This window comes from Actinospineispora eucalypti (assembly GCF_039543365.1).
GTDB lineage: Bacteria > Actinomycetota > Actinomycetes > Mycobacteriales > Pseudonocardiaceae > Pseudonocardia > Pseudonocardia eucalypti.
Map to the genome: position 1 here is coordinate 86,904 of NZ_BAABJP010000008.1, position 24,037 is coordinate 110,940.

A 24,037-nucleotide genomic window follows, 5' to 3' on the forward strand; every position below is an offset into this window, starting at 1 on the left:
TGTGGCAATAGACCTTTTGTTACAGGACAAAGTCACCTTGATCGGAGCAGTCGGATGGAGCCGGAGATCGCCCGAATAGCGGAGGCGGTACAGGACCGTTCGGCCGCCGGCATCGCGGCGGCGGTGAACCGGTTGATCAAGGCCGGTGAGCTGCCGGCCGGGTGCCGGCTGCCCACGGTGCGGGCACTGGCCAGGGCGCTGGGCACCAGCCCGACCACGGTGAACGAGGCATGGCGCTCGCTGGTGCGGGTCGGCACGGTGCGCACGCACGGGCGGGGCGGGTCGTTCGTGGCGGAGAACCACCGGGCCGGGTGGCCCAGCCGGTTCTGGCGGATCGCCAGCGCGGCCGGCGAGTTCGCCATGGACCTGTCCGCCGGGGTGCCCGACCCGACCCTGCTGCCCCCCATCCACGACGTGCTGAGCAGCATCGGCCGGGGCCCGCAGCCGACCGGCTACCTGGACCCGCCGGTGCTGCCCGAGCTGGAGCGGGCCATCCGGGGCGCGTGGCGGGACCTGCACGACCCCGAGTGCCTGACCGTGGTGGACGGGTCCCTGGACGCGGTGGACCGGGTGCTCACCAGTCTCCTGCGGCTCGGCGACCGGGTGCTGGTGGAGAACCCGACCTTCCCGCCGTTCCTGGACCTGCTGGAGCTGATCGGTGCGCAGCCGGTCGCCGTCGGCATCGACGCCGACGGGATGCTGCCCGACGAGCTGGCGGCGGCGCTCGCGTCCGGCGACGAACCGGCCGTGCTGCTGGTGCAGCCCCGCGCGCACAACCCGACCGGGGCCAGCATGACCCCGGAACGGGCCCGCGAGCTGGCGTCGGTGCTGCGTTCGCGCACCGAGTCGTGCGTGGTCGTGGAGGACGACCACGTCGGGGAGATCGCGGTGGCCGAGCCGGTGAGCCTGGCCGCGCACCTTCCCACGCGCACGGTGAGCATCCGCAGTTTCTCCAAGTCCCACGGCCCCGACCTGCGGCTGGCCGCCGTGGCCGGCCCGAGCGAGCTGATCGAGCCGGTCATCGCCCGGCGGAACCTGGGGCCGGCCTGGTCCTCCCGGCTGCTGCAGCAGCTGCTCGCCGGCATGCTCACCGACCGGGCCTGCGCGGACGCGGTGGCGCTGGCCCGGAGCACCTACGTGCTGCGCCGGGAGGCGCTGACCCACTCGCTGGCCCACCGCGGCATCGAGGTGATCGCCCGGGACGGCTTCAACGTGTGGGTGCCGGTGGCCAACGAGCGGGACGCGCTGGTGCTGCTGGCCGCGCAGGGCATCGGCGCGGCGCCGGGCCGGCCGTTCGTGGCCGCCCAACGCAGCGGCGACCACCTGCGGCTGACCACCGCCCTGCTGCCCACCCGGGAGGCCGACCGGGTGGCCGGCGCACTGGCCAACGCGGCCACCCCGCGCGGATCCGGGATGCACCGGTGAACGCGCCGCCCTGGGTCACCGTGACCACCGACTACGGCACCCGCGACGGGTTCGTTGCCGCCGTGCACGGGGTGATCGCGCGGATCGCGGCGGCCGCGCGGGTGCTGGACGTGACGCACGAGATCCCGCCCGGCGACGTGCGCTGGGCCTCGGTGGTGCTCGCCGACACGGCTCCCTACCTGCCGGTGGGTGTGCACGTCGCGGTGGTCGATCCAGGAGTCGGAACGTCCCGCCGCGCCGTGGCGGTGGTCGCCCCGGCTGGGGTACTGATCGGGCCGGACAACGGGCTGTTGATCGAGCCGGCCGAGGCGCTGGGCGGAGTGGTCGCGGCCTATGAACTGGCCGATCCGGCCTACCGGCTGCCGACGGTGAGCCGCACCTTCCACGGCCGGGACATCTTCGCGCCGGCCGCCGCGCACCTGGCGAACGGTGTCGACCCGCGCCGGCTGGGGCCCGAGCTGGACCCGGTGGGGCTGGTCCGGCTGCCCGAGCCGGTGTCAGCTGTCTCGGCGGGCCGGGTGCGCGCAGAGGTGCTCGGCGCCGACCGGTTCGGCAACCTCACTCTGTCGGCACGCGCCCGCGACCTGGCCGCGGCCGGGCTGGCGACGGGCGCATCGGCAACGCTGAGCTGGCTCTCGGGCGAGGGTGACCAGACGGCCGAAGCGGTCGTCGCGGCGACGTTCGCGGATGCCGGAGCGGGCGGGCTGGTCGTGCTTCCCGACTCCGCCGGGCGGGTGGCTGTCGCGCGACGCGACGGCTCGGCGGTGGAGCTACTCGGCGTCGGCCGTGGGGTCGAGCTGACCATCGCGGCCGGCGGTCGCGGCCATAAAAGATCTTCAAGAAGTTCCGAGGGACCTGTCGAACAACGTGGAGCCGGTTCGACGCCAGGGTGAGAGACCGGCAGCGGGCCGGTCGGCCATCCACCGGAGGCACCCCATGACCGCCAGCTACACCTTTGACATCTTCTCCAGCCTCGACGGCTATGGCTCCTGTGGGGCCGACGGCGACTGGGGCGGCTACTGGGGCAAGCAAGGCCCCGAGCTGCTCGAACACCGCCTCGCCTCGTTCGACACGGAGCAGCGGATGGTCTTCGGGGCCACCACGTTCCGGCAGTTCGTGCAAATGCTGGCCTCGAGCACCGAGGAGTCCGAGGTGCGTGACCCGTGGGTTACCCGGATGCGGAGCATGCCGGCCACGGTGGTGTCGTCCACGCTGGAAGGGCCCCTGGACTGGCCGGACGCGACAGTCGTGAGCGGTGATGCCGTCGAGGTCGTCGCCCGGCTCAAGGAGGAGTCCGGGGTGCCGTTGCGCTCGCACGGCAGCCTGTCGCTGAACTGGGCGCTGATGGCCGCCGGCCTGGTCGACCGCGTCCAGATCACGATCTTTCCCGTGATCACCGGTAGGACCGGAACGGACCCGGTCCTCGGGGGTGCGGCCGACTTCGACCTAGAGCTGCTCGAGCACCGGACACTCGACGGCGATATCCAGGAGCTCGTCTACCGGCCCACCCTGCACGCCGGCCGTCACTGACCCGAACGATCGATCGTGCCCACGTCGGCGGGGGTGATCAGTCGGGTTACCACGGCGACCATGGCGGCGCCGCAGAGCAGGCTGGCGGTGACCTCCACCAGGTCGTGCTTCAGGTAGAGCTGGCTGGTCGCCACCGCGAGGATCATGGTCAGCGCGAACAACCACACGGCCACCCGGGTAGCGCCGGTGAACTCGCCGCCGAGCAGGAGGCCGGTGAGCAGCCCGACGGCCGCCACCGTGGTGGCCGGGCCGGAGAGCACCGAGGAGCTCCACTCCAGCCGCTCGATGTTCAGCGCGTCGCCGATCTTGCCCTTCCCCACCACGATGACCACGAACACCAGGCCCAGGGTGGCGCCGGCCCGCAGCAACGGCAGCCAGTTCCACCGGCGGGCGGACAGCCAGACCGCCACCGTGAGCAGGCCGAGCACGGCCACGGTGTTGCCGGAGCGGGACACCACGTGCACCAGCGGCTGGTTCACCACCAGGTGCAGCCAGGTGGGCATGTCGGCCGGGAACAGCCGGCGCGCCTTGGCCCCACCGGCCAGCGCGTCGACCCGGGCCAGCTGAACCAGCAGCGCGGTGGAGAAGAGCACGAAGAACACCGACCAGGCCCAGGCCAGTCGGCGGATCAGGGCTTCCACGCGGGGGCTGACGGTGTCCGGAACAGACGCGGTGAGCACCCGGACATTGTGGCTTGCCCGCCCGGCGGACCGGTCAGCCGACCCGCGCTCGGATGCCTTCGAAGTGCTCGTTGACGGCGGCGCGCAGCGCCGGCTCGTCCCGGGAGCGCAGCGCGTCCAGGATCCGCCGGTGCCAGCCGGCCGTGGTCTCGGGGCCGTGCCGGGCCTCCGGCAGCTGGCCGTCCAGCGTGTTGAACACCCGCCAGAACACCTCCAGCAGCTCCAGCACCAGCTCGTTGCCCAGCGGCCGATAGAGCGTCTCGTGGAACGCCCAGTCCCGCTCCGGGGCCCACTGCCCCCGAGCCGCTTCGGACTCCATGGCGGTGACGATCTCCTCCAGCGCGCCGAAGTCGATCTCGTCGTGCGCCGCGAGCACCCGGCCGACCAGGCCGGTCTCCAACACCTCGCGGACCTCGAGCAGGTTGCGGATGTCGGCGAAGTCGCCGCGCACGGACAGGGCGCCCCGGAACGCCAGCCCGGCCTCCAGCCCGGACAGCGGTACCGAGCCGACGTAGGTGCCGTAGCCGTGCCGGATGTCCACGATCCCGATCGCCTGCAGCGCCTTCATCGCCTCGCGCAGCGGGTGTCGGCTGACCCCCAGCTCCTCGGCCAGCTCCGGTTCGGTGGGCAACGGCGCGCCGGGCTCGAGGCCGCGCTGCACGATCAGCCGCTTGATCGCGTCCTGCAGCGCCCGTTGGTTCGCCCTGGCGCCGCCCGCCCTGCTCACCGGGGTGCTCACGGGCGGGGAGTCTATGCGCCGCATGCCGGGGGCTCCTCGAACAGCTCGGGTACCACGCGCCGGGCCACGCGGCGCAGCCCCGGTACCTCCGACTCGTCCAACCAGCGGTACGGCCAGCGCAGCCGGGTGCCGATCGGGGCCCAGCCGCCCACCGCGGCCAGGGTCTTGTCCAGCGCCGGGTCGCTGTAGCCGGCCGCCGCCAGCGGCGCGATGTGCCGGTCCAGGAACCGGCGCAGCCGCGACTCGAGGTCCAGCGCGGCCTCCGGGTCGTCGTCCATCAGCCGGTACCAGCGCACCGCGCCGGCCGGGTTGAGGCAGGCGACGTTGGAGTACGACCCGGCGGCGCCCAGCCGGCGGCCGCTGGCCAGCGTGTGCCCGGCGACGAACACCGCCAGGCGGTCGCCGAGGGCCGCCGCCATCCGGGCGTACCAGTGCTGGTCGCCGCCCGGCACCTTGATCCCGGTCAGCCCCGGCACCCGCTCGGCCAGCCGGGCGAACAGCTCCGGTCCGACCTGGGTCTTCGCGTACGGCGGGTTGTAGAGCACCAGCGGGACGTCCCCGGCCACCTCGGCCATCCGGGCCAGCGCGTCCACCGCCTCGTCGTCGCGCAGGGGCAGCCAGTCCGGCAGCACCACCTGGATGGCACCCGGCCGCAGCGCCGCCGCGCGGCGGATCCGGGACAGCGAGAGCTGGCCGCTGGGGTGGCCGGCGCCGAGCTGGTACGCCATCCCGGCGTCGGTGCACCGGCCGGCGACCAGCTCGTGCAGCGCGTCGTACTCGGCGTCGGAGAGCGTGTGGAACTCGCCGGCCGTGCCGTTGGTGTAGATGCCGTGGAGGCCGGAGCCGAGCATCTGGTCCAGGGCGCGCTCCAGCCGGGCCATGTCGATGGCGTCGTCGGTACCGATGGGCAGCAGCACGCTGGCCCAGGTCCCGCGCAGCTGGGCCACGGTCAAGGGTTGCATTCGCCGGCTTCGTTTCCTATCTTGCGTATCTGGACATAGGACATCCTATGTCTGATCGAAGCGAAAGGCCACGGCCATGGCAGCGAGCGCCGAACCCGCCCCCCGGTCCTTCCGGCAGCTGTCCGGCCAGCAGCGCAAGGCGTTCTTCGCGGCCTGGCTGGGGTACCTGCTGGACGGGTTCGACTTCGTCCTGATCACCCTGGTGCTCACCCAGATCGCCGCCGAGTTCGGCCTCACCCGGACGCATGCCGCCACCCTGGTCTCGGCGGCCTTCGTGACCCGCTGGCTGGGCGGCCTGGTGCTCGGGGCGATCGCCGACCGGTTCGGGCGCAAGCCGGCGATGATCCTGGCCATCGCGTGTTTCGCGGTGGGCAGCGCGCTGTGCGGGTTCGCCTGGGACTACTGGTCGATGTTCGTGTTCCGGGCGGTGGTGGGCATCGGCATGGCCGGCGAGTACGGCTCCAGTGCCACCTACGTGATGGAGTCCTGGCCGAAGAACATGCGCAACCGGGCCACCGGCTTCCTGCTCTCCGCCTACCCGATCGGCACGGTGGTCGCCGCGCTGGCCTACCTGGCCATCGTGCCGAACGCCGGCTGGCGCTGGCTGTTCTACGCCGGCATCCTGCCCATCGCCCTGACCCTGTACCTGCGCCGGACGCTGCCCGAGGCGGAGGAGTGGCAGGCCGAGGTCGGCTCGCGCAAGGACGTCAGCACGTCGTCGACGCTGTTCGGGCCGCGTCGGCGGATACCCAACGCGCTGCTCGCGGCCGCCCTCTCCGCGGTGCTGGTGCTGATCTTCAGCCAGAGCGGCGGCGGGTTCACGCCGTTGCTGATCGTGCTCGCGCTGGCCGGGTTCGTGGTGTTCGCCGTGCAGGTGGCCGAGCGGCTGTGGCCGGTGATGTTGGCCATCATGGTCACCGTCTTCTGCGCGTTCCTGTACTCCTGGCCCATCCAGTCGCTGCTGCCCACCTACCTGAAGACCGAGGTCGGCTACCAGGACGTGCAGGTGACCACCGCGCTCACCTGGGCCGGGCTCGGCTATGCGGCGGGCAGCTGCCTCGCCGGCGTGGTCGCCGACCGGTGGGGAACCCGGCGCACCTACGTCATCGGGCTGTTCGTGTCGCTGGGGTTCGTCTACCCGGTGTTCGCGCTGCCCGAGGGCAACGTGGTGCTGCTCTGGGTGCTGCTGTTCGGCATGCTGGCCACCAGCCAGGGCATCTCGGGACTGCTGCCCAAGTACATCGGCGAGCACTTCCCCACCCGGCTGCGCGCGGCCGGGCTCGGCTTCAGCTACAACGTGGGCGCGCTGGGCGGCGCGGTGGCGCCGCTGGCCGGTTCGGCGATCGCCGACCGGATCGGCAGCCTCGGCGCCTCGCTGGCGCTGCTCGCCATCACCCTCACCGTGGTCGTCGCCCTGATCATCGGCTTCGACCTGCCGGCGCGGATCGGGCGCGCCCTCGGCGCCGACCCCGAACCCCTGGAGAATCGGAGCACCCATGCCTGACCTGTCCGCCCGCCTGCGCGGGGTCATCCCGCCGCTGGTCACGCCCCTGGACGAGACCGGGGAGGTGGACCGCGACTCGCTGCGCCGCCTGATCGGCTACCAGCTGGAAGCCGGGGTGCACGGGGTGTTCCTCGGCGGGTCCAGCGGGGAGATCGCCCTGCTGGACGACGGGCAGCGGCGGACCGTGGTGGAGATCGCGGTGGCCGAGGTGGCCGGGGCGGTCCCGGTGCTGGTGGGCGCCATCGACACCGGCACCCGGCGGGTGGTCGAGCAGGCCAGGCGGGCGGCGGCGCTCGGCGCCGACGCGGCGGTGGTGACCGCGCCGTTCTACGTGCGGCCGCACGCCGACGAGATCGTCGAGCACTTCCGGCTGGTGCACGCCGCGGTCGACCTGCCCCTGGTCGCCTACGACATCCCGCCGGCGGTGTCCGTGCGGCTCACCCCGGACGTGGTCGAGGCGATCGCCGAGGCCGGTTTCGTGGTCGGCCTGAAGGACTCCAGCGGGGACCTGAGCAACTTCCGGGAGAACCTGCGCCGGCTGCCGGAGTTTCCCATCCTCACCGGCTCCGAGCTGTTCGCCGACCTGGCCGTGCGGCTGGGCGCGGCCGGCATCGTGCCCGGGCTGGGCAACGTCGACCCGCACGGCTACCTGCGCCTCTACCAGGCCGCCTCGGCGGGCCGGCTGGCCGAGGCCACGGCCGAGCAGGACCGGTTGGCTCAGCTGTTCACCATCACCGAGGTCGCCGACCGGGGCCGGATCGGGTCCACCGCCGGGGCGCTCGGTGCGTTCAAGGCGGCGATGGCGGCGCGGGGAATGATCGCGCACGGCCGCACCAACCAGCCGCTGCTGCCGCTGGACGAGGCCGAGATCAAGACCATCGCGGAGATCCTCCGCGAGGTCGGGCTGGACGCCGCTATCGTCGCCGGGTGACCCGACCCGCCGCGCTGCCCGCCGAGCGCCTCCGGCCGTTGCTGGACACCGCCGCTCGCGAGTTCGCGGAATTCGGTTATGCGGCCGCCTCGTTGAATCGCGTCATCGGCGCGTGCGGAATGAGCAAGAGCTCGTTCTACTACTACTTCGCCTCGAAAGAAGCGCTGTTCGAGGCGGTGGTCGCGGACCTGGGTGGCGCGCTGGTCGACCGGGCGGGTGTGCCGGAACCCGAAGGCCTGGCCGGGGCCGCCTTCTGGCCGGAGGTGGAGCAGCTGTTCGGCCGCCTGCTGGGACTGGCCGAACGGGACCCCCGGTTCGCGGACATCGGCCGGATCTTCTACCTTCCGGACCTGCCGACCAGCGATGACTCCCCCGTCCGCCGGGCGGTGGCGCGGATCAACCGGTGGTTGGAGGCCCTGCTGGCCGCCGGGCGGTCGTGTGGCGAGGTACGCACCGACCTGCCCGCGTCGTTGCAGGCGGAGATCACTCTCGGCGCCCTGTGGGCGATGGACAAATGGGCCGTGCGGCACCTCGACGAACTGCCCCCGGAAAGCCTGGCCGAATTGGCCGAAGCACAGTTCAAGACCCTCCGGAGAATTCTCGCCACATAGGTGTGGACCAGGTGGTCCACACGCGTGTTACCCTCGCCGACATGCTGACCGAACAGCTCGACGCGGTACGCGCCGACTCGTTGCGGGTGCTGGTGGTGGGCGCCGGCGTGGCCGGCCGGACGCTGGCCGGGCTGCTGCGGCGCGCCGGCTTGCACCCGGTGGTGGTGGACCGCTCCGCGCCGGACGCGGGCACCGGCTACATGCTGGCCATGATGCCGCTGGTGGACCCGGTGCTCGCCGACCTCGGAGTCACCGACACCTACGTCGAGCGCAGTGTTCCGCTGCGCCGCTACCGGATCCGGGACCGCGCGGGCCGGCCGGCGCGGGAGTACCCGATGGGCGAGCTGCTGGACCGTTTCGGCGACTACCGAGGTCTGAGCCGAGGCGCACTGCTGGACGTGCTCGGCGCGGCCGGCGGGCCGGTCGGCCACCGGATCGTGCCCCGCGTGATCGACCAGGACGGGGCGGTCGTGCGGGCGGCGCTGGCCGACCACGGGGAGGCGGTCGAGTTCGACCTGGTCGTCGCGGCGGACGGAATGCACTCGGCTACCCGGGCCATGGTGTTGCCGGAAGAGCGCGTACAGGAGTTCGACACCGGCTGGAGCTCCTGGGTGAACTGGCTGGACCCGGACCCGGAGTTCGCCGATCTCGGCGAAGAGCTGTGGGGAGACGGGTTCTTCATCGGCACCTACCCGGTGCGGGACGCGCTGGGCGTGATCGTCTGCGCGCCCCGCGCGCGGATCGACCAGGGACCGGAGCGGCTGACCGGCTGGATCCGGTCCCGGCTGCGCCGGCCCGGCGGGCACCTGGAGCGGGTGCTGGCGGAGACCACCCTCGGTGCGGGCTACCGGTGGGACCTGGTGGACCGCCGGGCGGCGGACTGGTCGGTGGGGCGGGTGGCGCTGCTCGGCGACGCCGCCGCCGGCTTCCTGCCCACGGCGGGCATCGGCGCCTGCATGGCGATGGAGTCGGCGTGGATGCTGGCCGGACACCTGCGCGGGATACCCCGCGAGCGGGTGCCGGAGGCGTTGCGGGCCTACGAGCGGGCGCAGCGCCCCCGCGTGGAGGCGGCGCAGCGCAACTCCCGCCAGCTGGCCCGGCTGGTGTTCGGTGAAGGGTGGTGGTTGCCGGTGGTGCGGGACACGGCGACCAGGGTGTTGCCCGTGCGGGCGGCGCTGGGGCCGATCCGCAAGCTGCTCAACACCCGGCCGCCGGTTCCCGTCCCTCTCTCTGGTTAGTAGGTCGCCGGCGAGTGGCTGGTCGTCTCGTTGGTGACCCCGGTCGGCTCCTCCGCGCGCTGCGACGGCGGAGCGGGCGGAGGCGCGGCCTGCTGGGCCGGCACCGGGCCGGTGTCCGGGTCCTTCTGGTGCGCCCGGGCCCGCGCGGCCTCCTGCTCGGCGGCCACCAGCCAGCGATCCCAACGCTGCCGCATCGGCACGATCAGACCGCCGCCGATGCCCACGATGGCGATGCCGCCGACCGTGGCCAGCACGGTGATCAGCACCGGCAGGGTCACGGTGACCGCGATGCCCATCTGGTTCAGCGCGGCGATCACGGCCAGCCCGATGATGGCCACCTGGGCCACCACGGCCATGACCCGGCCGCTGCTCAGGCCGCCCATGGCGCCGCGGATCAGGTCGGCCACCGCGCCGGCGATGGCCGCGCCGATCACCACGATGAGCAGGGCGATGAACAGCTTGGGCAGGAAGGCGATGATGCCGGTGATCAGCTCCGACACCGCGTTCGGCCCGAACACGCCGAACGCCAGCTGCAGCGTGAACAGCAGCACCGCGTAGTAGACGAGCAACGCCGCGAGGTCACTCGGGTCGTACTTGCTTCCGCTCATGGCCCGTCCGATACCGCCGCGCTCCACCGCGCGGTCGAAACCGACCCGCTCGAGGATCTTGTCGACGACCTTCCGGAGCACCTTCGCGACCAGCCATCCCACCACCAGGATGACCAGGAAGAGCGCTAGTTGTGGGACGAACTTGACCACTGAGGCCACGCCGTCTTGCAGCCACTGGGGCATCGCTACTCTCTCCTCCCGCTACCCGTCCGCCGCCGTCCGACGTGCGGAGATCGTGCACTGCAATTCGAGTACCCGATGATCACCTGGCGGAACCGGATTCCCCCAAAGGAACTACGCTGAATCACGCAGAGTGCTCGAGTAATTTCACTGTGCAATCATCGCGCTGACCAGCGAACATTGTTGTTCACCGAGCCCTCTCTTTAAGCCCCGGCCCTCGACCGAGCGGTGCGGGCCGGGCGGACCCCGGTCGCCGGCAGCGTCCGCCAACCCCGAGTGAACGGCGAGGGCAGCCGGGCGCCTCGCGCCGCGTCCACGCCGATCTCCGGCTGGGCGGCGAGCAGCTCCTCGAACGCCACGCGGGCCTGCAGCCGGGCCAGGTGGGAACCGACGCAGAAGTGCGGACCGCTGGAGAAGGCCAACTGGCGGCGGATCTCCCGGGTGACGTCCAGCCGGTCGGCGGTGGGACCGAACTCCCGCTCGTCCCGGTTGGCCGCGCCGTAGACCATCAGCACCTTCTCCCCCGCAGGGATCCGCTCGCCGTGCAGGGTGACCGGGCGGGTCGTGGTGCGGGCCAGCGCCTGCACCGAGCTCTCCAGGCGGAGGAACTCGATCAGTGCCCCGGGGATCAGCTCCGGCCGGGCGCAAAGTACCTCGCGCTGCGCATGGTCGCCGTCCAGCAGTTGCACGCCGTGCGAGACCAGGTTCCCCGTGGTGTCGTTCCCGCCGGCGACCATCACGAAGCAGAAGCCCAGGATGTCCCAGTCGGAGAGTCCATCGACGCCGGTCAACGCGCTGATCAGGTCGTCCTCCGGTTCCCGGCGCCGGGCGGCGATGACGTCGGAGAAGTAGCCGAACATCTCCGCGACGGCGTCGACGGCGGCTCCCTCGGCGAACCGGAACCCGTTGTCCTGCAGCCCGACCAGGGCGGCCACCCACGGGTCGAACCGGGCCCGTTCGGCCTCCGGAACGCCCAGCAGATGGGCCAGCACGAAGGTCGGCAGCGGCGAGGAGAAGTCCCGGTGCAGGTCCACCGGCTCGCAGTCGGCCGCCTTGCGGGCCATCTGGTCCAGCCGGTGCCGGGCGAACCGGCGGATCAACCCCTCCAGGTCGGCCACCCGCCGCGCGGTGAGCCCCTTGCTGATCAGCGCACGGAGCTGGCCGTGCCGGGGCGGGTCGAGCATCACGATCGTCGGCGCCAGGCCCAGCGTGCCGATCTCGTCCGGGTAGAACGTGAGGCCGCGCGCCGAGGAGAACGTCTCGTGGTCGCGCACCGCCTGCCATACGTCGTCGAACCTGGTCAGCGCCCAGAACGGCGGGTCGGTGTGGCGGTGTGCCGGGTCGTGGTCCCGCATGGCCCGGTAGACCGGGTAGGGATCCCGCTGGAACTCCGGGTCGAACGGGTCGTAGGTCATCGGGCCGCCCCTCGATTTAACGGCTGGCGTTAGTAACGGGCTCCGTTAGTATTACCCGATGCCGAGGGACGGGACAAGCACCAGGGAGCGGCTGCTCCGCGCCGGGGCGCGCCTGCTCGCCCGCGACGGCGTGCACGGGGCGTTGACCAGGGACATCGTCCGGGCCGCCGGTCAGAGCAACGACTCCGCCGTGCAGTACCACTTCGGGTCCCGGCAGGGGCTGCTGGTGGAGATCCTGGACCGGCACGTGCGGGCCATGGAGGAGCAGCGCAAGCCGGCCCTGGACGCGCTGGGTCCCTCACCCGGGCTGCCCGAGGCGCTGGCCGCCGTGGTGGAGCCGGTGGCGGAGGAGCTGGTCACCGAGGAGGGCCGCGACTTCCTGCGGATCATCGCCCAGCTGGCCGGCCAGGCCGGTACGCGGACCGGGTCGGTGCCCGACCCGCTGGTCGGCACCGCACTGGCCGCCCAGCTCGAGCTGTTGGAGCGGGCGGTGCGCGCCCGGCTGCCCGAGCCCCTCGCGGTGGAGCGGGTCGCGCTGGTGATCACCATGCTCACCGCCGCGCTCGCCGACCGGGCCAGGCGGATCGACGACGAACTGCCGGTCCTGCTGGAACACCGCGAGTTCGTGGCCAACCTGGTCGCCATGCTGACCGCGGCAGTTGGCGCCCCGGAGGGTCGAGGTCCCGATTTCCAGCCGACGGGCCGGGCGGTGTCGGGGTAGCGTCAGCGGGTGCCCCTAGATCCCCAGTTCCGCGCCATGCTGGACCAACTGATCGCGGCGGGGGCCATCCCGCTCGCCAAGGGAACCGCCCAGGAGAGCCGGGCGCACTACCGGCAGCTGTCCATGGCCCGGCGCGGCGGCGAAGGCTACCGCCCGGAGCCGATCGGCTCGGTCGAGGACCGGACCATCCCCGGGCCCGGCGGGCCGCTGCCCGTCCGGATCTTCACCCCGACCGAGGACCTCGGCCGGGTGGTCACCTACCTGCACGGCGGCGGCTGGGTGCTCGGGGACCTGGACACGCACGACCCGGTCACCCGCCGGGTGGCCAACGGGCTGGGTGCCACCGTGGTCTCGGTGGACTACCGGCTGGCCCCGGAGCACCCGTTCCCGGCGGCACTCGAGGACACCCTGGCCGCACTGGCCTGGACCGCCGACGTGTTCCCCGGCCGGCCGCACGTGGTGGCCGGGGACAGCGCGGGCGCCAGCCTGGCCGCCGGGGCGGCACTGCGGGCGCGGGACGCCGGCGGCCCGGAGCTGGCCGCCCAGCTGCTCATCTACCCGGCCACCGACCCCACGATGAGCCGGCCCTCGGTCCGGGAGAACGGCGAGGGCTACTTCCTCACCGGCCGGGACATGGGCTGGTTCTTCGATCTCTACCTGCCGGAGGAGCACCGGGCCGACCCGGCCGTCGACCTGCTCAACGCCAAGCTGGCCGGGCTGCCGCCCACGGTGGTCACCACCGCCGAGTTCGACCCGCTGCGCGACGACGGCGACGAGTACGCGGGGCGGCTGGCCGAGGCCGGTGTGCGGGTGACGCACCTGCCGGCCGCCGGCCTGATCCACGGGTACTTCGGCTTCTTCGGCGTGGTGGACGCGGCCGGGCGCCAGGTTACCCAGGTGCTGGATGCGGTGGCCGAGCTGCTCCCCTGAGTCAGCCTCTGAAGGTCCGGCGATAGGCCAGCGGCGCGACCCCGATGGCGGCATGCAGATGCTGGCGCATCGACGCGGTGGTGCCGAACCCGGCGGCCGTGGCCACCCGCTCCACCGGCAGGTCGGTGGACTCCAGCATGGCCCGCGCCCGGGACAGCCGTTGCCGCAGCAACCACTGCGCGGGGCTCTGGCCGGTCTCCGCGCGGAACCGCCGGGTGAACGTGCGCACGCTCATCCGGGCGTGTTCGGCCAGCTCGGTCAGGGACAGCGGCTCGTCCAGCCGGCCGAGCGCCCAAGCCCGGGTCGGGCCGGTGCCCGACTCGGCCACCTCGGGCAGCGGCTGCTCCACGAACTGGGACTGGCCGCCCTCGCGGAACGGGGACACCACGCTGCGCCGGGCCACCCGGGCCGCCACCTCGGCGCCGTGGTCGCGCCGCACCAGGTGCAGGCACAGGTCGATGCCGGCGGCGTTGCCGGCCGAGGTGAGGACGTCACCGTTGTCCACGAACAGCACGTCCGGGTCGAACACCACCCGGGGGAACAACCGCCGGAACGCCCCGCTGTGCAGCCAGTGCGTGGTGGCCCGCTGGCCGTCCAGCAGCCCGGCGGCGGCCAGCACGAACGCGCTGGTGCAGATGGACACCAGCCGGGCCCGCCCGGCCAGCTCGCCGATCGCCGCGGCCAGGTCCGGTTCCAGCTCCCCCGCCGCCAGCGCGCGGCCGGCCTGGATGCCCGGCAGCACCACGGTGTCCGCCCGCCACAGGATGGACGCGTCGTGCTCCGGCGCGGCGTGGTAGCCGGCCGAGGTGGGCACCGGGCGGCCGTCCAGCGTGCAGGTCTCCACCTGGTACAGGCGCCGGCCCTGGGCGTCCGTGGCACCGCCGATGAACTTGTGCGGCAGGCCCAGCTCGAAGGACACCACGCTGGGCAGCGCCAGTACCGCCACCCGGTGCGGTTCGGGTGCTTCCGGGACAGCCATGGCCGAATTCTTGCACATATTGTCCTTTCGGCCACTACCGAAGTGGCCGGCCGGGACGCAAGCTGGATGCCGTGACCGAACTCGACGTCGCCCGCTCCCCCGTGCCCGAACCATCCCGCCCGGCCCGTCGCATACACCCGGCCTGGTGGGTCGCTGTCGTCACCTTCCTCGCACTGGTCGGCGCGGCCGCGTTCCGTGCGGTGCCCGGCCTGCTCATCGACCCGCTGCACGCCGAGTTCGGCTGGTCGGTCGGCACGATCTCCTCGGCGGTCGCGGTGAACATGGCGCTGTACGGCCTCACCTCGCCGTTCGCGGCGGCGCTGATGGAGCGGTTCGGGGTGCGGCGAGTGGTGGTCGTCGCGCTCACCGTGGTGGCCGCCGGCAGCGGGCTGACCGTGTTCATGACCGCCTCCTGGCAGCTGGTGTTCTGCTGGGGCCTGCTGGTCGGGCTGGGCACCGGCTCGATGGCCATGTCTCTGGTCGCCACGGTGACCGGCCGGTGGTTCGTGGCCCGCCGGGGCCTGGTTTCCGGGGTGCTCACCGCCGGTGGCGCGGCCGGCCAGCTGGTGTTCCTCCCGCTGGTCGCCGTGGTTTCCGGGCAGTACGGCTGGCGGGCGGCCGCACTGGGCGTTGCCGGGGCGGCGCTGGCGGTGGTGCCGCTGGTCGCCTGGCTGCTCCGGGACCGCCCCAGCGACGTCGGTGCCGCCCCTTACGGCGGCACCGAGGCCGACGAGCCCGCGGTGGTCCGCCGGGGGGCGGCCCGGCTGGCCCTGCGCGCGCTGCGGGACGCGGCCCGGGTGCGCTCGTTCTGGTTCCTGGCCGGCGGCTTCATGATCTGTGGGGCGACCACGGCCGGGTTGATCCAGCCGCACTTCGTGCCGGCGGCCCACGACCACGGAATGCCGCACACGGTGGCGGCCGGCCTGCTCGCCGTGGTGGGCATCTTCGACATCGTCGGAACGGTGGCCTCGGGCTGGCTCACCGACCGCTTCGACTCCCGCTACCTGCTGCTGGTCTACTACGTGCTGCGCGGGGTCTCCCTGCTGATGCTGCCGCCGCTGTTCGGCCCCGAGCTCAAGCCCAACATGCTGGCCTTCGTGATCTTCTACGGGCTGGACTGGGTGGCCACCGTGCCCCCGACCCTGGCGCTGTGCCGGATGATCTTCGGTGACGTGGCGCCGGTGGTGTTCGGCTGGGTCTTCGCCTCGCACCAGGTCGGTGCGGCCCTGGCCGCGTTCGTGGCCGGTGTGGTCCGGGACCGGCTGGGCAGCTACGACCTGGCGTGGTACGGCGGCGGCGTGCTGTCCATCCTGGCCGGCGGGCTGTCCATGCTGGTGGTCGCCTCGGCCACTCGGCGGCGCGCCCCCTGACGCCCTAGCCTCGGCCACATGCGAATCGGCGAACTGGCCGAGCGCACCGACACGTCCCGCCGCCTGCTGCGCTACTACGAGGAGCAGGGGCTGATCGTCTCGGTGCGCTGCGCCAACGGCTACCGCGACTACGCGCCGTCCGACGTGGACCGGGTCATGCAGATCCGGGGGCTGCTCGACTCGGGCCTGCCCACCCGGATCATCAAGCAGATCCTGCCCTGCCTGGACCAGCCCCGGGCCATACACATCGCCGACGCCACGCCGGAGATGCTGGAAACCCTGGAACAGGAGCGGGACCGGATGACCAGGCGCATCCGGTTCCTCACCCGCAACCGGGACGCCATTGCCGAGTACCTGGGCGCGGTGCGGGCGAGGATCGGCTCAGCGCCGGGGGGCGAAGACCCCCTCGGCCGGGAAGCAGCCGGCGGCCACTAGCGCCCGGGACAGGCCGGTGGCGAGCTCGGCCAGGCGCGCGGAGTCCGCCTCGCCGAGGGCCTTCCAGGGCTGGGTGGCGGACCGGTCGGTGTCGGCCTCCAGCCGCTCCCGCAGCTCGTTGCCCCGCTCGGTGAGCGTGCCGGCGTGGTCCAGTAGGCCGAGGTCGCGCAGCTCGGCCGAGGCGTCGTCCCACTGCCGCTCGCTCCACCCCCGGCTGGCCAGCGCGAACGCCACCAGGAAGCCCCGGCCGCTCGCGGTGTGGGTGATCAGCGCCTGCAGGCCGGTGAGGCCGGCGCCGACCAGCGCGGACACGTGCCCGTCGCCCCGGTACTCGCGCAGGATGGACGCCGCGTGCCAGAGCATTAGGTGCGGCTCGGCCGGCCAGTCCTGCTCCAGGTGGCCGGCGGCCAGCGGGCGCCCCTCGGGCCGGCAGGCCAGGGCCGCCCGCCTGGCCAGCTCGGCGGCCTCGGCCAGCTCCGGGGACGCCAGCGCCTCGTCGCCGAGCAGTCGCCGCAGCGCGGTGTCGGCGGCCGCCATCCGGGCCGACAACAGGCTCGCCGGTTCGGCCAGCGACCAAGCGGCCGGCACGTGCCGGGCGACCTGCTCCGGGTTGAAGTTGTAGAACGTCGCCGCGACCACCCCGGCGGACACCGCCCCCATCGGCGCGGAGCGGCTGGCGAAGTAGCCCATCCGGCCCGGTTTCAGCCCGGCCCGGGTGTACTCCCGTTCGGCCTCCGGCGCGAAGTAGACCATCGCGTGGATCGGTTCGAGGCCGCGCGCGAGGCGGCGGATCAGCGTGGCGTCCACGCAGCGGACGCTACCGCGCGATCACCGATCGCGCGCGGCGCACGGGCGTTCGTGGTATGCACTCCATTACTGGAGTGAGCGACGACTTCATCAGGAGGAACGCCATGACCAGCGCCACCGACCTCACCGAACGCAACCGCGCCGTCGTGCGGGGCCTGTACGACGCGGCCATCTCCGGCGACCTGCCGGGCGCCCTGGAGGTGCTGGCCGACGACATCGTGGTCCACGAGCCGGAGTTCCTGCCCTACGGCGGGGTCTACCGGGGCAAGCAGGAGTTCGCGGAGCTGTTCGGCAAGATCGCCCAGTTCCTGGACCTGAGCAGGGTCACCGTGCACTACTACGTCGCGGACGGCGAGCGGGTCATCGCGGTGCTCGGCATTCCCGACCTCGGCACGGGCGAGCTGACCCATTTCGCCGAGCAGTCCACGGTGCGCGACGGCCGGATCGCCGAGATGCGGCTGTTCTACTACGACCCGCAGTCCATGATCGACGCCCCCAAGCTGGACTGAGCGGCGGGCATCACCCGAACGGGCCACCCGCAAGCCCCTCAACCGAGACTTGACAGTTTCTTTGGACGGGCAACGCCGCTGAGTGAACCGGGTCCCCTAACAGCTCCCCAGCCGTCTTCCCGAGGGCCACAGTTAGTGATTGTTCTAACTGGTTTGAACTCGCAATAGGATGATTGACCTGGGGAAATGCTCCCTCTTCTAGGTTAGGGGGCACCCAGCACCCAGTGCTGTCGGTTCTCTCACCACACATTCGGCGCGTCAAAAGGTTACGCTATCGGCCGCTGCGTGGCCCGGGGAATTCGGCTGGTCAACCGGACTTTCCAGGCCTTTGCGTACCGCCGCCGCCTACGAGGTCGCGCCTGTCTCGCCCCGGCTCCACATGCCGAGCGAGCAGCGACCCGGCCTGGTTCAAGACGACGAGAGGTGCCCGTGACTGCTACCGACCTGCCCAAGGGGGCGAACCGTCGACACGCTGGACATCCGGCAGAGGGCCTGTACGACCCGGCCTACGAGCATGACGCATGTGGCGTCGCGTTCGTCGCCGACCTGGCCGGCCGGCGTGATCACGACATCGTGCAAAAGGCACTCACCGCGCTGCGGAACCTGGAGCATCGAGGCGCCCGGGGCGCCGAGCCGGACGTCGGTGACGGCGCCGGGATCCTGATCCAGCTGCCGGACGAGTTCTTCCGCGGGGTCGTGGAGTTCGAGCTTCCCGAGGCGGGCAGCTACGCGGCGGGTACCGCGTTCCTGCCGGACGACGACGAGGCCGAGGCCGGCGCGATCGCCCGCATCGACGAGATCGTCGCCGACGAGGGCATGCGGCTGCTCGGCTGGCGCGAGGTGCCGGTGAACCCGGAGGGCGTCGGCGAGACGGCGCGCGCGGTGATGCCCCGGTTCCGGCAGCTGTTCATCGCCGGCCCCGGCGGCGAGTCCGGCCTCGAGCTGGAGCGGCTGGTCTACTGCGTGCGCCGGCGCGCCGAGCGCGAGGCCGGCGTCTACTTCCCCAGCCTTTCCGGGCGCACCATCGTCTACAAGGGCATGCTCACCGAGGAGCAGCTGGCCACGCTCTACCCGGACCTCTCCGACGAGCGGGTGACCAGCTCGCTGGGCCTGGTGCACTCCCGGTTCTCCACGAACACCTTCCCGGCCTGGCCGCTGGCCCACCCGTACCGGATGGTGGCGCACAACGGCGAGATCAACACCGTGCGGGGCAACCGCAACTGGATGCGCGCGCGGGAGAGCCAGCTGGCCACCGACCTCATTCCCGGTGACCTGAACCGGCTGTTCCCCATCGTCACCGAGGACGCCAGCGACTCCGCCTCGTTCGACGAGGTGCTCGAGCTGCTGCACCTGGGCGGGCGGTCCATGCCGCACGCGGTGCTGATGATGATCCCGGAGGCCTGGGAGAACCACGCCGAGATGGACCCGGCCCGCCGGGCCTTCTACCAGTTCCACTCCACGCTGATGGAGCCGTGGGACGGGCCGGCGCTGGTCGCGTTCACCGACGGTTCGGTGATCGGCGCGGTGCTGGACCGCAACGGCCTGCGCCCGGCCCGCTACTGGGTGACCGAGGACGGCCTGGTCGTGCTGGCCAGCGAGGTCGGCGTGCTGGACATCGACCCGACCACCGTGGTGCGCAAGGGCCGGCTGGAGCCGGGCCGGATGTTCCTGGCCGACCTGAACGCCGGCCGGATCGTGGACGACGACGAGATCAAGGGCCAGCTGGCCGCCGAGCACCCCTACGCCGAGTGGGTCGACCGGGCCGTCATCAAGCTGGGCGACCTGCCCGAGCGGGAGCGCGAGGTGTTCTCGCACGCCTCGCTGGTGCGCCGGCAGCAGGCCATCGGGTACACCCAGGAAGAGCTGGAGGTGCTGCTCGCACCGATGGCGGTCACCGGCGCCGAGCCGATCGGCTCGATGGGCAACGACGCCCCGCTGGCCCCGTTCTCCGAGGGCCCCCGGCCGATGTTCGACTACTTCACCCAGCTGTTCGCGCAGGTCACCAACCCGCCGCTGGACGCGATCCGGGAGGAGCTGGTCACCTCGCTGCAGGCGCAGGTCGGCGCGGAGCCGAACCTGCTGGAGGCGCACGCGGACTCCTGTCACCGGATCATCCTGCCGTTCCCGGTGCTGGACAACGACGAGCTGGCCAAGATCGTGCACATCGACGACGACGGCTCGCAGCCCGACTACCAGTCGGTCACCGTGCGCGGCGTCTACAAGGTGCACGGCGGCGGCGCGGAGCTGCGCCGGCGGCTGAACCAGATCTGCGTAGAGATCGCCGAGGCGGTCGAGGACGGCGCGCGGCTGGTCGTGCTGTCCAACCGGGGGGTGGACGCGGAGCACGCGCCGATCCCGTCGCTGCTGCTCACCGGCGCGGTGCACCACCACCTGGTGCGGCAGAAGACGCGCACCCAGGTTGGCCTGGTGGTGGAGGCCGCCGACGCCCGCGAGGTGCACCACATCGCGCTGCTGATCGGGTACGGCGCGGCCGCGGTCAACCCGTACCTGGCCATGGCCACCGTGGAGGACATGGCCGAGCGGGGCATCCTCGGCGACGTCGACGCCAAGACGGCCACCCGGAACCTGATCAAGGCGCTGGGCAAGGGCGTGCGCAAGACCATGTCCAAGATGGGCGTGTCCACCGTCGCCTCCTACACCGGTGCGCAGATCTTCGAGGCCATCGGCCTGGGCGCCGAGGTCATCGACACCTGCTTCACCGGGACCACCTCCCGGCTGGGCGGGGTCGGCTTCGACACCCTGGCCGACGAGGTCGCCGTCAGCCACCGCAAGGCCTTCCCCGCCGACGGCGTGCACGCCGCGCACCGGGACCTGGCCACCGGCGGCGACTACCAGTGGCGCCGCGACGGCGAGCCGCACCTGTTCAACCCGGCCACGGTGTTCAAGCTGCAGCACTCCACCCGCTCCGGGCGGTACGAGGTGTTCAAGGAGTACACCAAGCTGGTCGACGACCAGACCAAGCGGCTGCTCACCCTGCGCGGGTTGTTCGCCTTCAAGGAGGGCGTGCGGGAGCCGGTGCCGATCGACGAGGTCGAGCCGGTTTCGGAGATCGTGAAGCGGTTCGCCACCGGCGCCATCTCCTACGGGTCGATCTCCCAGGAGATGCACCAGACCCTGGCCATCGCCATGAACCGGTTGGGCGGCAAGTCCAACACCGGTGAGGGCGGCGAGGACTCCGACCGGTTCACCCCGGACCCGAACGGCGACTCCCGCCGCTCGTCGATCAAGCAGGTGGCCTCCGGGCGGTTCGGCGTGACCAGCGAGTACCTGGTCAACGCCGACGACCTGCAGATCAAGATCTCGCAGGGCGCGAAGCCCGGTGAGGGCGGCCAGCTGCCGGGCACCAAGGTGTACCCGTGGATCGCGGCCACCCGGCACTCCACGCCGGGCGTCGGGCTGATCTCCCCGCCGCCGCACCACGACATCTACTCCATCGAGGACATCAAGCAGCTCATCCACGACCTGAAGAACGCCAACCCCCGGGCGCGGGTGCACGTGAAGCTGGTGTCCGAGGTGGGCGTCGGCACGGTCGCGGCCGGCGTGGCGAAGGCCTACTCCGACGTGGTGCTGATCTCCGGGCACGACGGCGGCACGGGCGCGTCCCCGCTGTCCTCGATCAAGCACGCCGGTACCCCGTGGGAGCTGGGCCTGGCCGAGACCCAGCAGACGCTGATCGCCAACAAGCTGCGCGACCGGATCGTGGTGCAGGCCGACGGCCAGCTGAAGACCGGCCGCGACGTGGTGATCGCGGCGCTGCTCGGGGCCGAGGAGTTCGGCTTCGCCACCGCCCCGCTGGTGGTCTCGGGCTGCATCATGATGCGGGTCTGCCACCTGGATACCTGTCCGGTCGGCGTGGCCACGCAAAACCCCAGGCTGCGGGCCAAGTTCAGCGGCAAGGCCGACTACGTGGTGAACTTCATGGAGTTCGTCGCGCAGGAGGTGCGGGAGTACCTGGCCGAGCTCGGATTCCGCAGCATCGCCGAGGCGGTCGGGCGTACCGAGGTGCTGGACACCCGGCCGGCCATCGCGCACTGGAAGGCCTCCGGGCTGGACCTGACGCCGATCCTGCACGTGCCCGCTGAGGCCGAGGAAACCGCCCGGCACTGCATCCGGGAGCAGGACCACGGGTTGGACAAGGCGCTCGACAACACGCTGATCCAGCTGGCCGAGGGCGCACTGGCCGATGGTCAGCCGGTGCGGCTGGACCTGCCGGTGCGCAACGTGAACCGGACCGTGGGCACCATGCTGGGCCACCACCTGACCAAGCGGTGGGGTGGCAAGGGCTTGCCCGACGACACCATCGACATCACCCTGAACGGCACCGCCGGGCAGTCGTTCGGCGCGTTCCTGCCGAGCGGCATCACCCTGCGGCTGGTCGGCGACGCCAACGACTACGTGGGCAAGGGCCTGTCCGGCGGGCGGATCACCGTGCGCCCGCACCCGGGTTCCCAGTTCGTCGCCGAGCAGAACATCATCGCCGGGAACGTGATCCTCTACGGGGCCACCTCGGGCGAGCTGTTCATCCGGGGCAAGGTGGGCGAGCGGTTCTGCGTGCGCAACTCCGGCGCGCTGGCCGTCGTCGAGGGCGTCGGTGACCACGGCTGCGAGTACATGACCGGTGGCCGGGTCGTGGTGCTCGGGCCGACCGGGCGCAACTTCGCGGCCGGCATGTCCGGTGGCATCGCGTACGTGCTCGACCTCAACGTGGGCCGGGTCAACCACGAGATGGTGGACCTGGACCCGCTGTCCGAGCAGGACCAGGCCTTCCTCGCCGACGTGGTCAACCGGCACCACGCGGAGACCGGGTCCGCGGTGGCCCACGCCCTGCTCACCGACTGGGACACGTCGCTCGGGCGGTTCAGCAAGATCATGCCCAAGGACTACAAGCGGGTCCTCGCCGCGCAGGCCGCCGCCGAGCGGGACGGCCGCGACATCAACGAAGCGATCATGGAGGCCGCTCATGGCTGACCCCAAGGGCTTCATGAACGTCCGTCGCGAAGGTCCCACGCGGCGGCCGGTGGACCTGCGCCTGATGGACTGGCGCGAGGTCTACGAGGACTTCGGCAAGGAGAAGCTGGAGTCGCAGGCCAGCCGGTGTATGGACTGCGGCATCCCGTTCTGCCACCAGGGCTGCCCGCTGGGCAACCTGATCCCGGAGTGGAACACCCTGGTCTGGCGCAAGGACTGGGTGGACGCCATCGAGCGGCTGCACGCCACGAACAACTTCCCGGAGTTCACCGGCACGCTCTGCCCCGCGCCCTGCGAGGCGGCCTGTGTGCTGGGGATCAACGACGACCCGGTCACCATCAAGCAGGTGGAGATCGAGATCATCGACCGGGCCTGGGACGAGGGCTGGGTGCGGCCGAGGCCGCCGGAGATCCGGACCGGCAAGCGGGTCGCGGTGGTGGGCTCCGGCCCGGCCGGGCTGGCCGCCGCCCAGCAGCTCACCCGGGTCGGCCACGACGTGGTGGTGTTCGAGCGGGCGGACCGGATCGGCGGCCTGCTCCGCTACGGCATCCCCGAGTTCAAGATGGCCAAGCACCGGCTGGACCGGCGGCTGGAGCAGATGCGGGCCGAGGGCACCGTGTTCCGGCCGAACGTGGAGGTCGGCGTGGACCTCAGCACCGAGGACCTGCGCGCGGAGTACGACGCGGTGGTCCTGGCGGGCGGGGCGACCGCCTGGCGGGACCTGCCGGTGCCCGGGCGCGAGCTGACCGGCATCTACCAGGCCATGGAGTACCTGCCGCCGGCCAACCGGGTGCAGGAGGGCGACCTGGAGCGGTCCCCGATCCACGCCGAGGACAAGCACGTGGTGATCATCGGCGGCGGTGACACCGGGGCCGACTGCCTGGGCACCGCGCACCGTCAGGGCGCGGCCTCGGTGACCCAGCTGGAGATCATGCCGATGCCGCCCGAGCACCGCTCGGCGGCGCACCCCTGGCCCACCTACCCGATGATCTACCGGGTGTCCTCGGCGCACGAGGAGGGCGGCGACCGGATCTACGCCGTGAGCACCACCGAGTTCGTCGGCAACGACGAAGGCCAGGTGCGGGCGCTGCGGCTGTCCGAGGTGGCCATGGAGGGCGGCAAGTTCGTGCCGGTGCCGGGCACCGAGCGGGAGCTGCCCTGCGACCTGGCCTTCCTGGCCATGGGCTTCGTCGGCCCGGAGAAGGGCAAGCTGCTCGAGGGCCTCGGCGTGGAGTACGACGCCCGGGGCAACGTGGCCCGCGACGAGTCCTTCATGACCAACGTCCCCGGCGTGTTCAGCGCCGGCGACATGGGCCGGGGCCAGTCGCTGATCGTCTGGGCCATCGCCGAAGGCCGCGCCGCCGCCGCCGGGGTGGACAAGTTCCTCACCGGGCGGGATGTGCTGCCGGCTCCGATCGTCCCCACCGATCGGCCTATGGTCTGACGTTCCGTCAGACCCCGTGAGTGGCGAGTG

General features: G+C 72.1%; 21 protein-coding genes. 14 read left to right on the forward strand and 7 right to left on the reverse strand.

Annotation, left to right across the window (positions count from 1 at the left end):
* Positions 1 to 54: 54 nt before the first annotated feature.
* From ABEB12_RS11355 to ABEB12_RS11365, 3 genes are read left to right on the forward strand one after another with little or no spacing between them, the layout of a single operon-like run.
* On the forward strand, positions 55 to 1,425 hold the full coding sequence (locus ABEB12_RS11355; protein WP_185061922.1) for an aminotransferase class I/II-fold pyridoxal phosphate-dependent enzyme: 1,371 nt from the start codon (positions 55 to 57) through the stop codon (positions 1,423 to 1,425).
* Entirely contained in the window at positions 1,422 to 2,318 is an 897-nt protein-coding gene (locus tag ABEB12_RS11360; protein ID WP_185061920.1) for an SAM-dependent chlorinase/fluorinase, read from the forward strand. The genes ABEB12_RS11355 and ABEB12_RS11360 overlap by 4 nt, the downstream gene beginning before the upstream one ends.
* Before the next feature lie 43 nt (positions 2,319 to 2,361).
* Positions 2,362 to 2,955 (forward strand): dihydrofolate reductase family protein, encoded by a 594-nt coding sequence (locus ABEB12_RS11365; protein ID WP_185061919.1) that lies wholly within the window; start codon positions 2,362 to 2,364, stop codon positions 2,953 to 2,955.
* On the opposite strand, the gene ABEB12_RS11370 is transcribed toward ABEB12_RS11365, so the two are convergent.
* The 3 genes from ABEB12_RS11370 to ABEB12_RS11380 are packed head-to-tail and all read right to left on the reverse strand — an operon-like array spanning position 2,949 to position 5,336.
* A complete protein-coding gene (locus ABEB12_RS11370; RefSeq protein ID WP_185061918.1) occupies positions 2,949 to 3,635 on the reverse strand; it encodes a hypothetical protein in 687 nt (228 codons plus the stop codon). The two genes, ABEB12_RS11365 and ABEB12_RS11370, sit on opposite strands and share 7 nt — an antisense overlap.
* 34 nt (positions 3,636 to 3,669) lie before the next feature.
* Entirely contained in the window at positions 3,670 to 4,374 is a 705-nt protein-coding gene (locus ABEB12_RS11375) for a FadR/GntR family transcriptional regulator (protein WP_345702747.1), read from the reverse strand.
* A gap of 11 nt (positions 4,375 to 4,385) precedes the next feature.
* Positions 4,386 to 5,336, reverse strand: a complete 951-nt coding sequence (locus ABEB12_RS11380; RefSeq protein ID WP_185061914.1) for a dihydrodipicolinate synthase family protein — start codon at positions 5,334 to 5,336, stop codon at positions 4,386 to 4,388.
* A gap of 76 nt (positions 5,337 to 5,412) precedes the next feature.
* Here ABEB12_RS11380 and ABEB12_RS11385 point away from each other — a divergent pair, with 76 nt between their 5' ends.
* From ABEB12_RS11385 to ABEB12_RS11400, 4 genes are read left to right on the forward strand one after another with little or no spacing between them, the layout of a single operon-like run.
* Positions 5,413 to 6,840, forward strand: coding sequence for a sialate:H+ symport family MFS transporter (locus tag ABEB12_RS11385; protein ID WP_185061912.1), 1,428 nt, complete (start codon positions 5,413 to 5,415; stop codon positions 6,838 to 6,840).
* Positions 6,833 to 7,771, forward strand: coding sequence for a dihydrodipicolinate synthase family protein (locus ABEB12_RS11390; protein ID WP_185061909.1), 939 nt, complete (start codon positions 6,833 to 6,835; stop codon positions 7,769 to 7,771). Before ABEB12_RS11385 ends, ABEB12_RS11390 begins: the two co-directional genes overlap by 8 nt.
* On the forward strand, positions 7,768 to 8,382 hold the full coding sequence (locus ABEB12_RS11395) for a TetR family transcriptional regulator (protein ID WP_185061906.1): 615 nt from the start codon (positions 7,768 to 7,770) through the stop codon (positions 8,380 to 8,382). Before ABEB12_RS11390 ends, ABEB12_RS11395 begins: the two co-directional genes overlap by 4 nt.
* Before the next feature lie 41 nt (positions 8,383 to 8,423).
* Positions 8,424 to 9,620, forward strand: coding sequence for an FAD-dependent monooxygenase (locus ABEB12_RS11400; protein ID WP_185061905.1), 1,197 nt, complete (start codon positions 8,424 to 8,426; stop codon positions 9,618 to 9,620).
* Here ABEB12_RS11400 and ABEB12_RS11405 read toward each other — a convergent pair.
* Together ABEB12_RS11405 and ABEB12_RS11410 are read right to left on the reverse strand one after the other, a co-directional pair.
* On the reverse strand, positions 9,617 to 10,411 hold the full coding sequence (locus ABEB12_RS11405; protein ID WP_185061904.1) for a mechanosensitive ion channel family protein: 795 nt from the start codon (positions 10,409 to 10,411) through the stop codon (positions 9,617 to 9,619). The two genes, ABEB12_RS11400 and ABEB12_RS11405, sit on opposite strands and share 4 nt — an antisense overlap.
* Positions 10,412 to 10,611: 200 nt before the next feature.
* Complete coding sequence (locus tag ABEB12_RS11410; protein ID WP_185061902.1) at positions 10,612 to 11,823, reverse strand: cytochrome P450; 1,212 nt, start codon at positions 11,821 to 11,823, stop codon at positions 10,612 to 10,614.
* A gap of 58 nt (positions 11,824 to 11,881) precedes the next feature.
* Here ABEB12_RS11410 and ABEB12_RS11415 point away from each other — a divergent pair, with 58 nt between their 5' ends.
* A complete protein-coding gene (locus ABEB12_RS11415) occupies positions 11,882 to 12,544 on the forward strand; it encodes a TetR/AcrR family transcriptional regulator (RefSeq protein WP_345702748.1) in 663 nt (220 codons plus the stop codon).
* 9 nt (positions 12,545 to 12,553) lie between these two features.
* Entirely contained in the window at positions 12,554 to 13,474 is a 921-nt protein-coding gene (locus ABEB12_RS11420) for an alpha/beta hydrolase fold domain-containing protein (protein ID WP_185061900.1), read from the forward strand.
* 1 nt (position 13,475) lies between these two features.
* Here the strand turns inward: ABEB12_RS11420 and ABEB12_RS11425 are convergent, their stop codons facing one another.
* Entirely contained in the window at positions 13,476 to 14,453 is a 978-nt protein-coding gene (locus ABEB12_RS11425) for a GlxA family transcriptional regulator (RefSeq protein ID WP_345702749.1), read from the reverse strand.
* Between the two features lie 71 nt (positions 14,454 to 14,524).
* On the opposite strand from ABEB12_RS11425, the gene ABEB12_RS11430 reads away from it, so the two are divergent.
* Positions 14,525 to 15,823 (forward strand): MFS transporter, encoded by a 1,299-nt coding sequence (locus ABEB12_RS11430; protein ID WP_425572238.1) that lies wholly within the window; start codon positions 14,525 to 14,527, stop codon positions 15,821 to 15,823.
* Between the two features lie 18 nt (positions 15,824 to 15,841).
* Entirely contained in the window at positions 15,842 to 16,258 is a 417-nt protein-coding gene (locus ABEB12_RS11435) for a MerR family transcriptional regulator (RefSeq protein ID WP_185061896.1), read from the forward strand.
* Here ABEB12_RS11435 and ABEB12_RS11440 read toward each other — a convergent pair.
* On the reverse strand, positions 16,205 to 17,065 hold the full coding sequence (locus tag ABEB12_RS11440; RefSeq protein ID WP_185061894.1) for an SCO6745 family protein: 861 nt from the start codon (positions 17,063 to 17,065) through the stop codon (positions 16,205 to 16,207). The genes ABEB12_RS11435 and ABEB12_RS11440 overlap by 54 nt on opposite strands.
* Positions 17,066 to 17,169: 104 nt before the next feature.
* Here ABEB12_RS11440 and ABEB12_RS11445 point away from each other — a divergent pair, with 104 nt between their 5' ends.
* From ABEB12_RS11445 to ABEB12_RS11455, 3 genes are all read left to right on the forward strand, one after another.
* Complete coding sequence (locus ABEB12_RS11445) at positions 17,170 to 17,574, forward strand: nuclear transport factor 2 family protein (RefSeq protein ID WP_185061892.1); 405 nt, start codon at positions 17,170 to 17,172, stop codon at positions 17,572 to 17,574.
* A 429-nt stretch (positions 17,575 to 18,003) separates the two neighbouring features.
* The gene (gltB, locus tag ABEB12_RS11450) at positions 18,004 to 22,563 is read left to right on the forward strand and encodes a glutamate synthase large subunit (protein ID WP_345702750.1); all 4,560 of its coding nucleotides are present in this window, start codon (positions 18,004 to 18,006) and stop codon (positions 22,561 to 22,563) included.
* Complete coding sequence (locus ABEB12_RS11455; protein ID WP_185061890.1) at positions 22,556 to 24,007, forward strand: glutamate synthase small subunit; 1,452 nt, start codon at positions 22,556 to 22,558, stop codon at positions 24,005 to 24,007. The genes gltB and ABEB12_RS11455 overlap by 8 nt, the downstream gene beginning before the upstream one ends.
* Positions 24,008 to 24,037: the final 30 nt, after the last annotated feature.

What these genes read in the sequence shown, in the direction of transcription:
- ABEB12_RS11355 (WP_185061922.1), top strand. Translation starts at nt 55, where the DNA reads ATGGAGCCGGAGATCGCCCGAATAGCGGAGGCGGTACAGGACCGTTCG.
- ABEB12_RS11365 (WP_185061919.1), top strand. Translation starts at nt 2,362, where the DNA reads ATGACCGCCAGCTACACCTTTGACATCTTCTCCAGCCTCGACGGCTAT.
- ABEB12_RS11380 (WP_185061914.1), bottom strand. Translation starts at nt 5,336, where the DNA reads ATGCAACCCTTGACCGTGGCCCAGCTGCGCGGGACCTGGGCCAGCGTG.
- ABEB12_RS11385 (WP_185061912.1), top strand. Translation starts at nt 5,413, where the DNA reads ATGGCAGCGAGCGCCGAACCCGCCCCCCGGTCCTTCCGGCAGCTGTCC.
- ABEB12_RS11390 (WP_185061909.1), top strand. Translation starts at nt 6,833, where the DNA reads ATGCCTGACCTGTCCGCCCGCCTGCGCGGGGTCATCCCGCCGCTGGTC.
- ABEB12_RS11400 (WP_185061905.1), top strand. Translation starts at nt 8,424, where the DNA reads ATGCTGACCGAACAGCTCGACGCGGTACGCGCCGACTCGTTGCGGGTG.
- ABEB12_RS11405 (WP_185061904.1), bottom strand. Translation starts at nt 10,411, where the DNA reads ATGCCCCAGTGGCTGCAAGACGGCGTGGCCTCAGTGGTCAAGTTCGTC.
- ABEB12_RS11410 (WP_185061902.1), bottom strand. Translation starts at nt 11,823, where the DNA reads ATGACCTACGACCCGTTCGACCCGGAGTTCCAGCGGGATCCCTACCCG.
- ABEB12_RS11415 (WP_345702748.1), top strand. Translation starts at nt 11,882, where the DNA reads ATGCCGAGGGACGGGACAAGCACCAGGGAGCGGCTGCTCCGCGCCGGG.
- ABEB12_RS11425 (WP_345702749.1), bottom strand. Translation starts at nt 14,453, where the DNA reads ATGGCTGTCCCGGAAGCACCCGAACCGCACCGGGTGGCGGTACTGGCG.
- ABEB12_RS11435 (WP_185061896.1), top strand. Translation starts at nt 15,842, where the DNA reads ATGCGAATCGGCGAACTGGCCGAGCGCACCGACACGTCCCGCCGCCTG.
- ABEB12_RS11445 (WP_185061892.1), top strand. Translation starts at nt 17,170, where the DNA reads ATGACCAGCGCCACCGACCTCACCGAACGCAACCGCGCCGTCGTGCGG.
- ABEB12_RS11455 (WP_185061890.1), top strand. Translation starts at nt 22,556, where the DNA reads ATGGCTGACCCCAAGGGCTTCATGAACGTCCGTCGCGAAGGTCCCACG.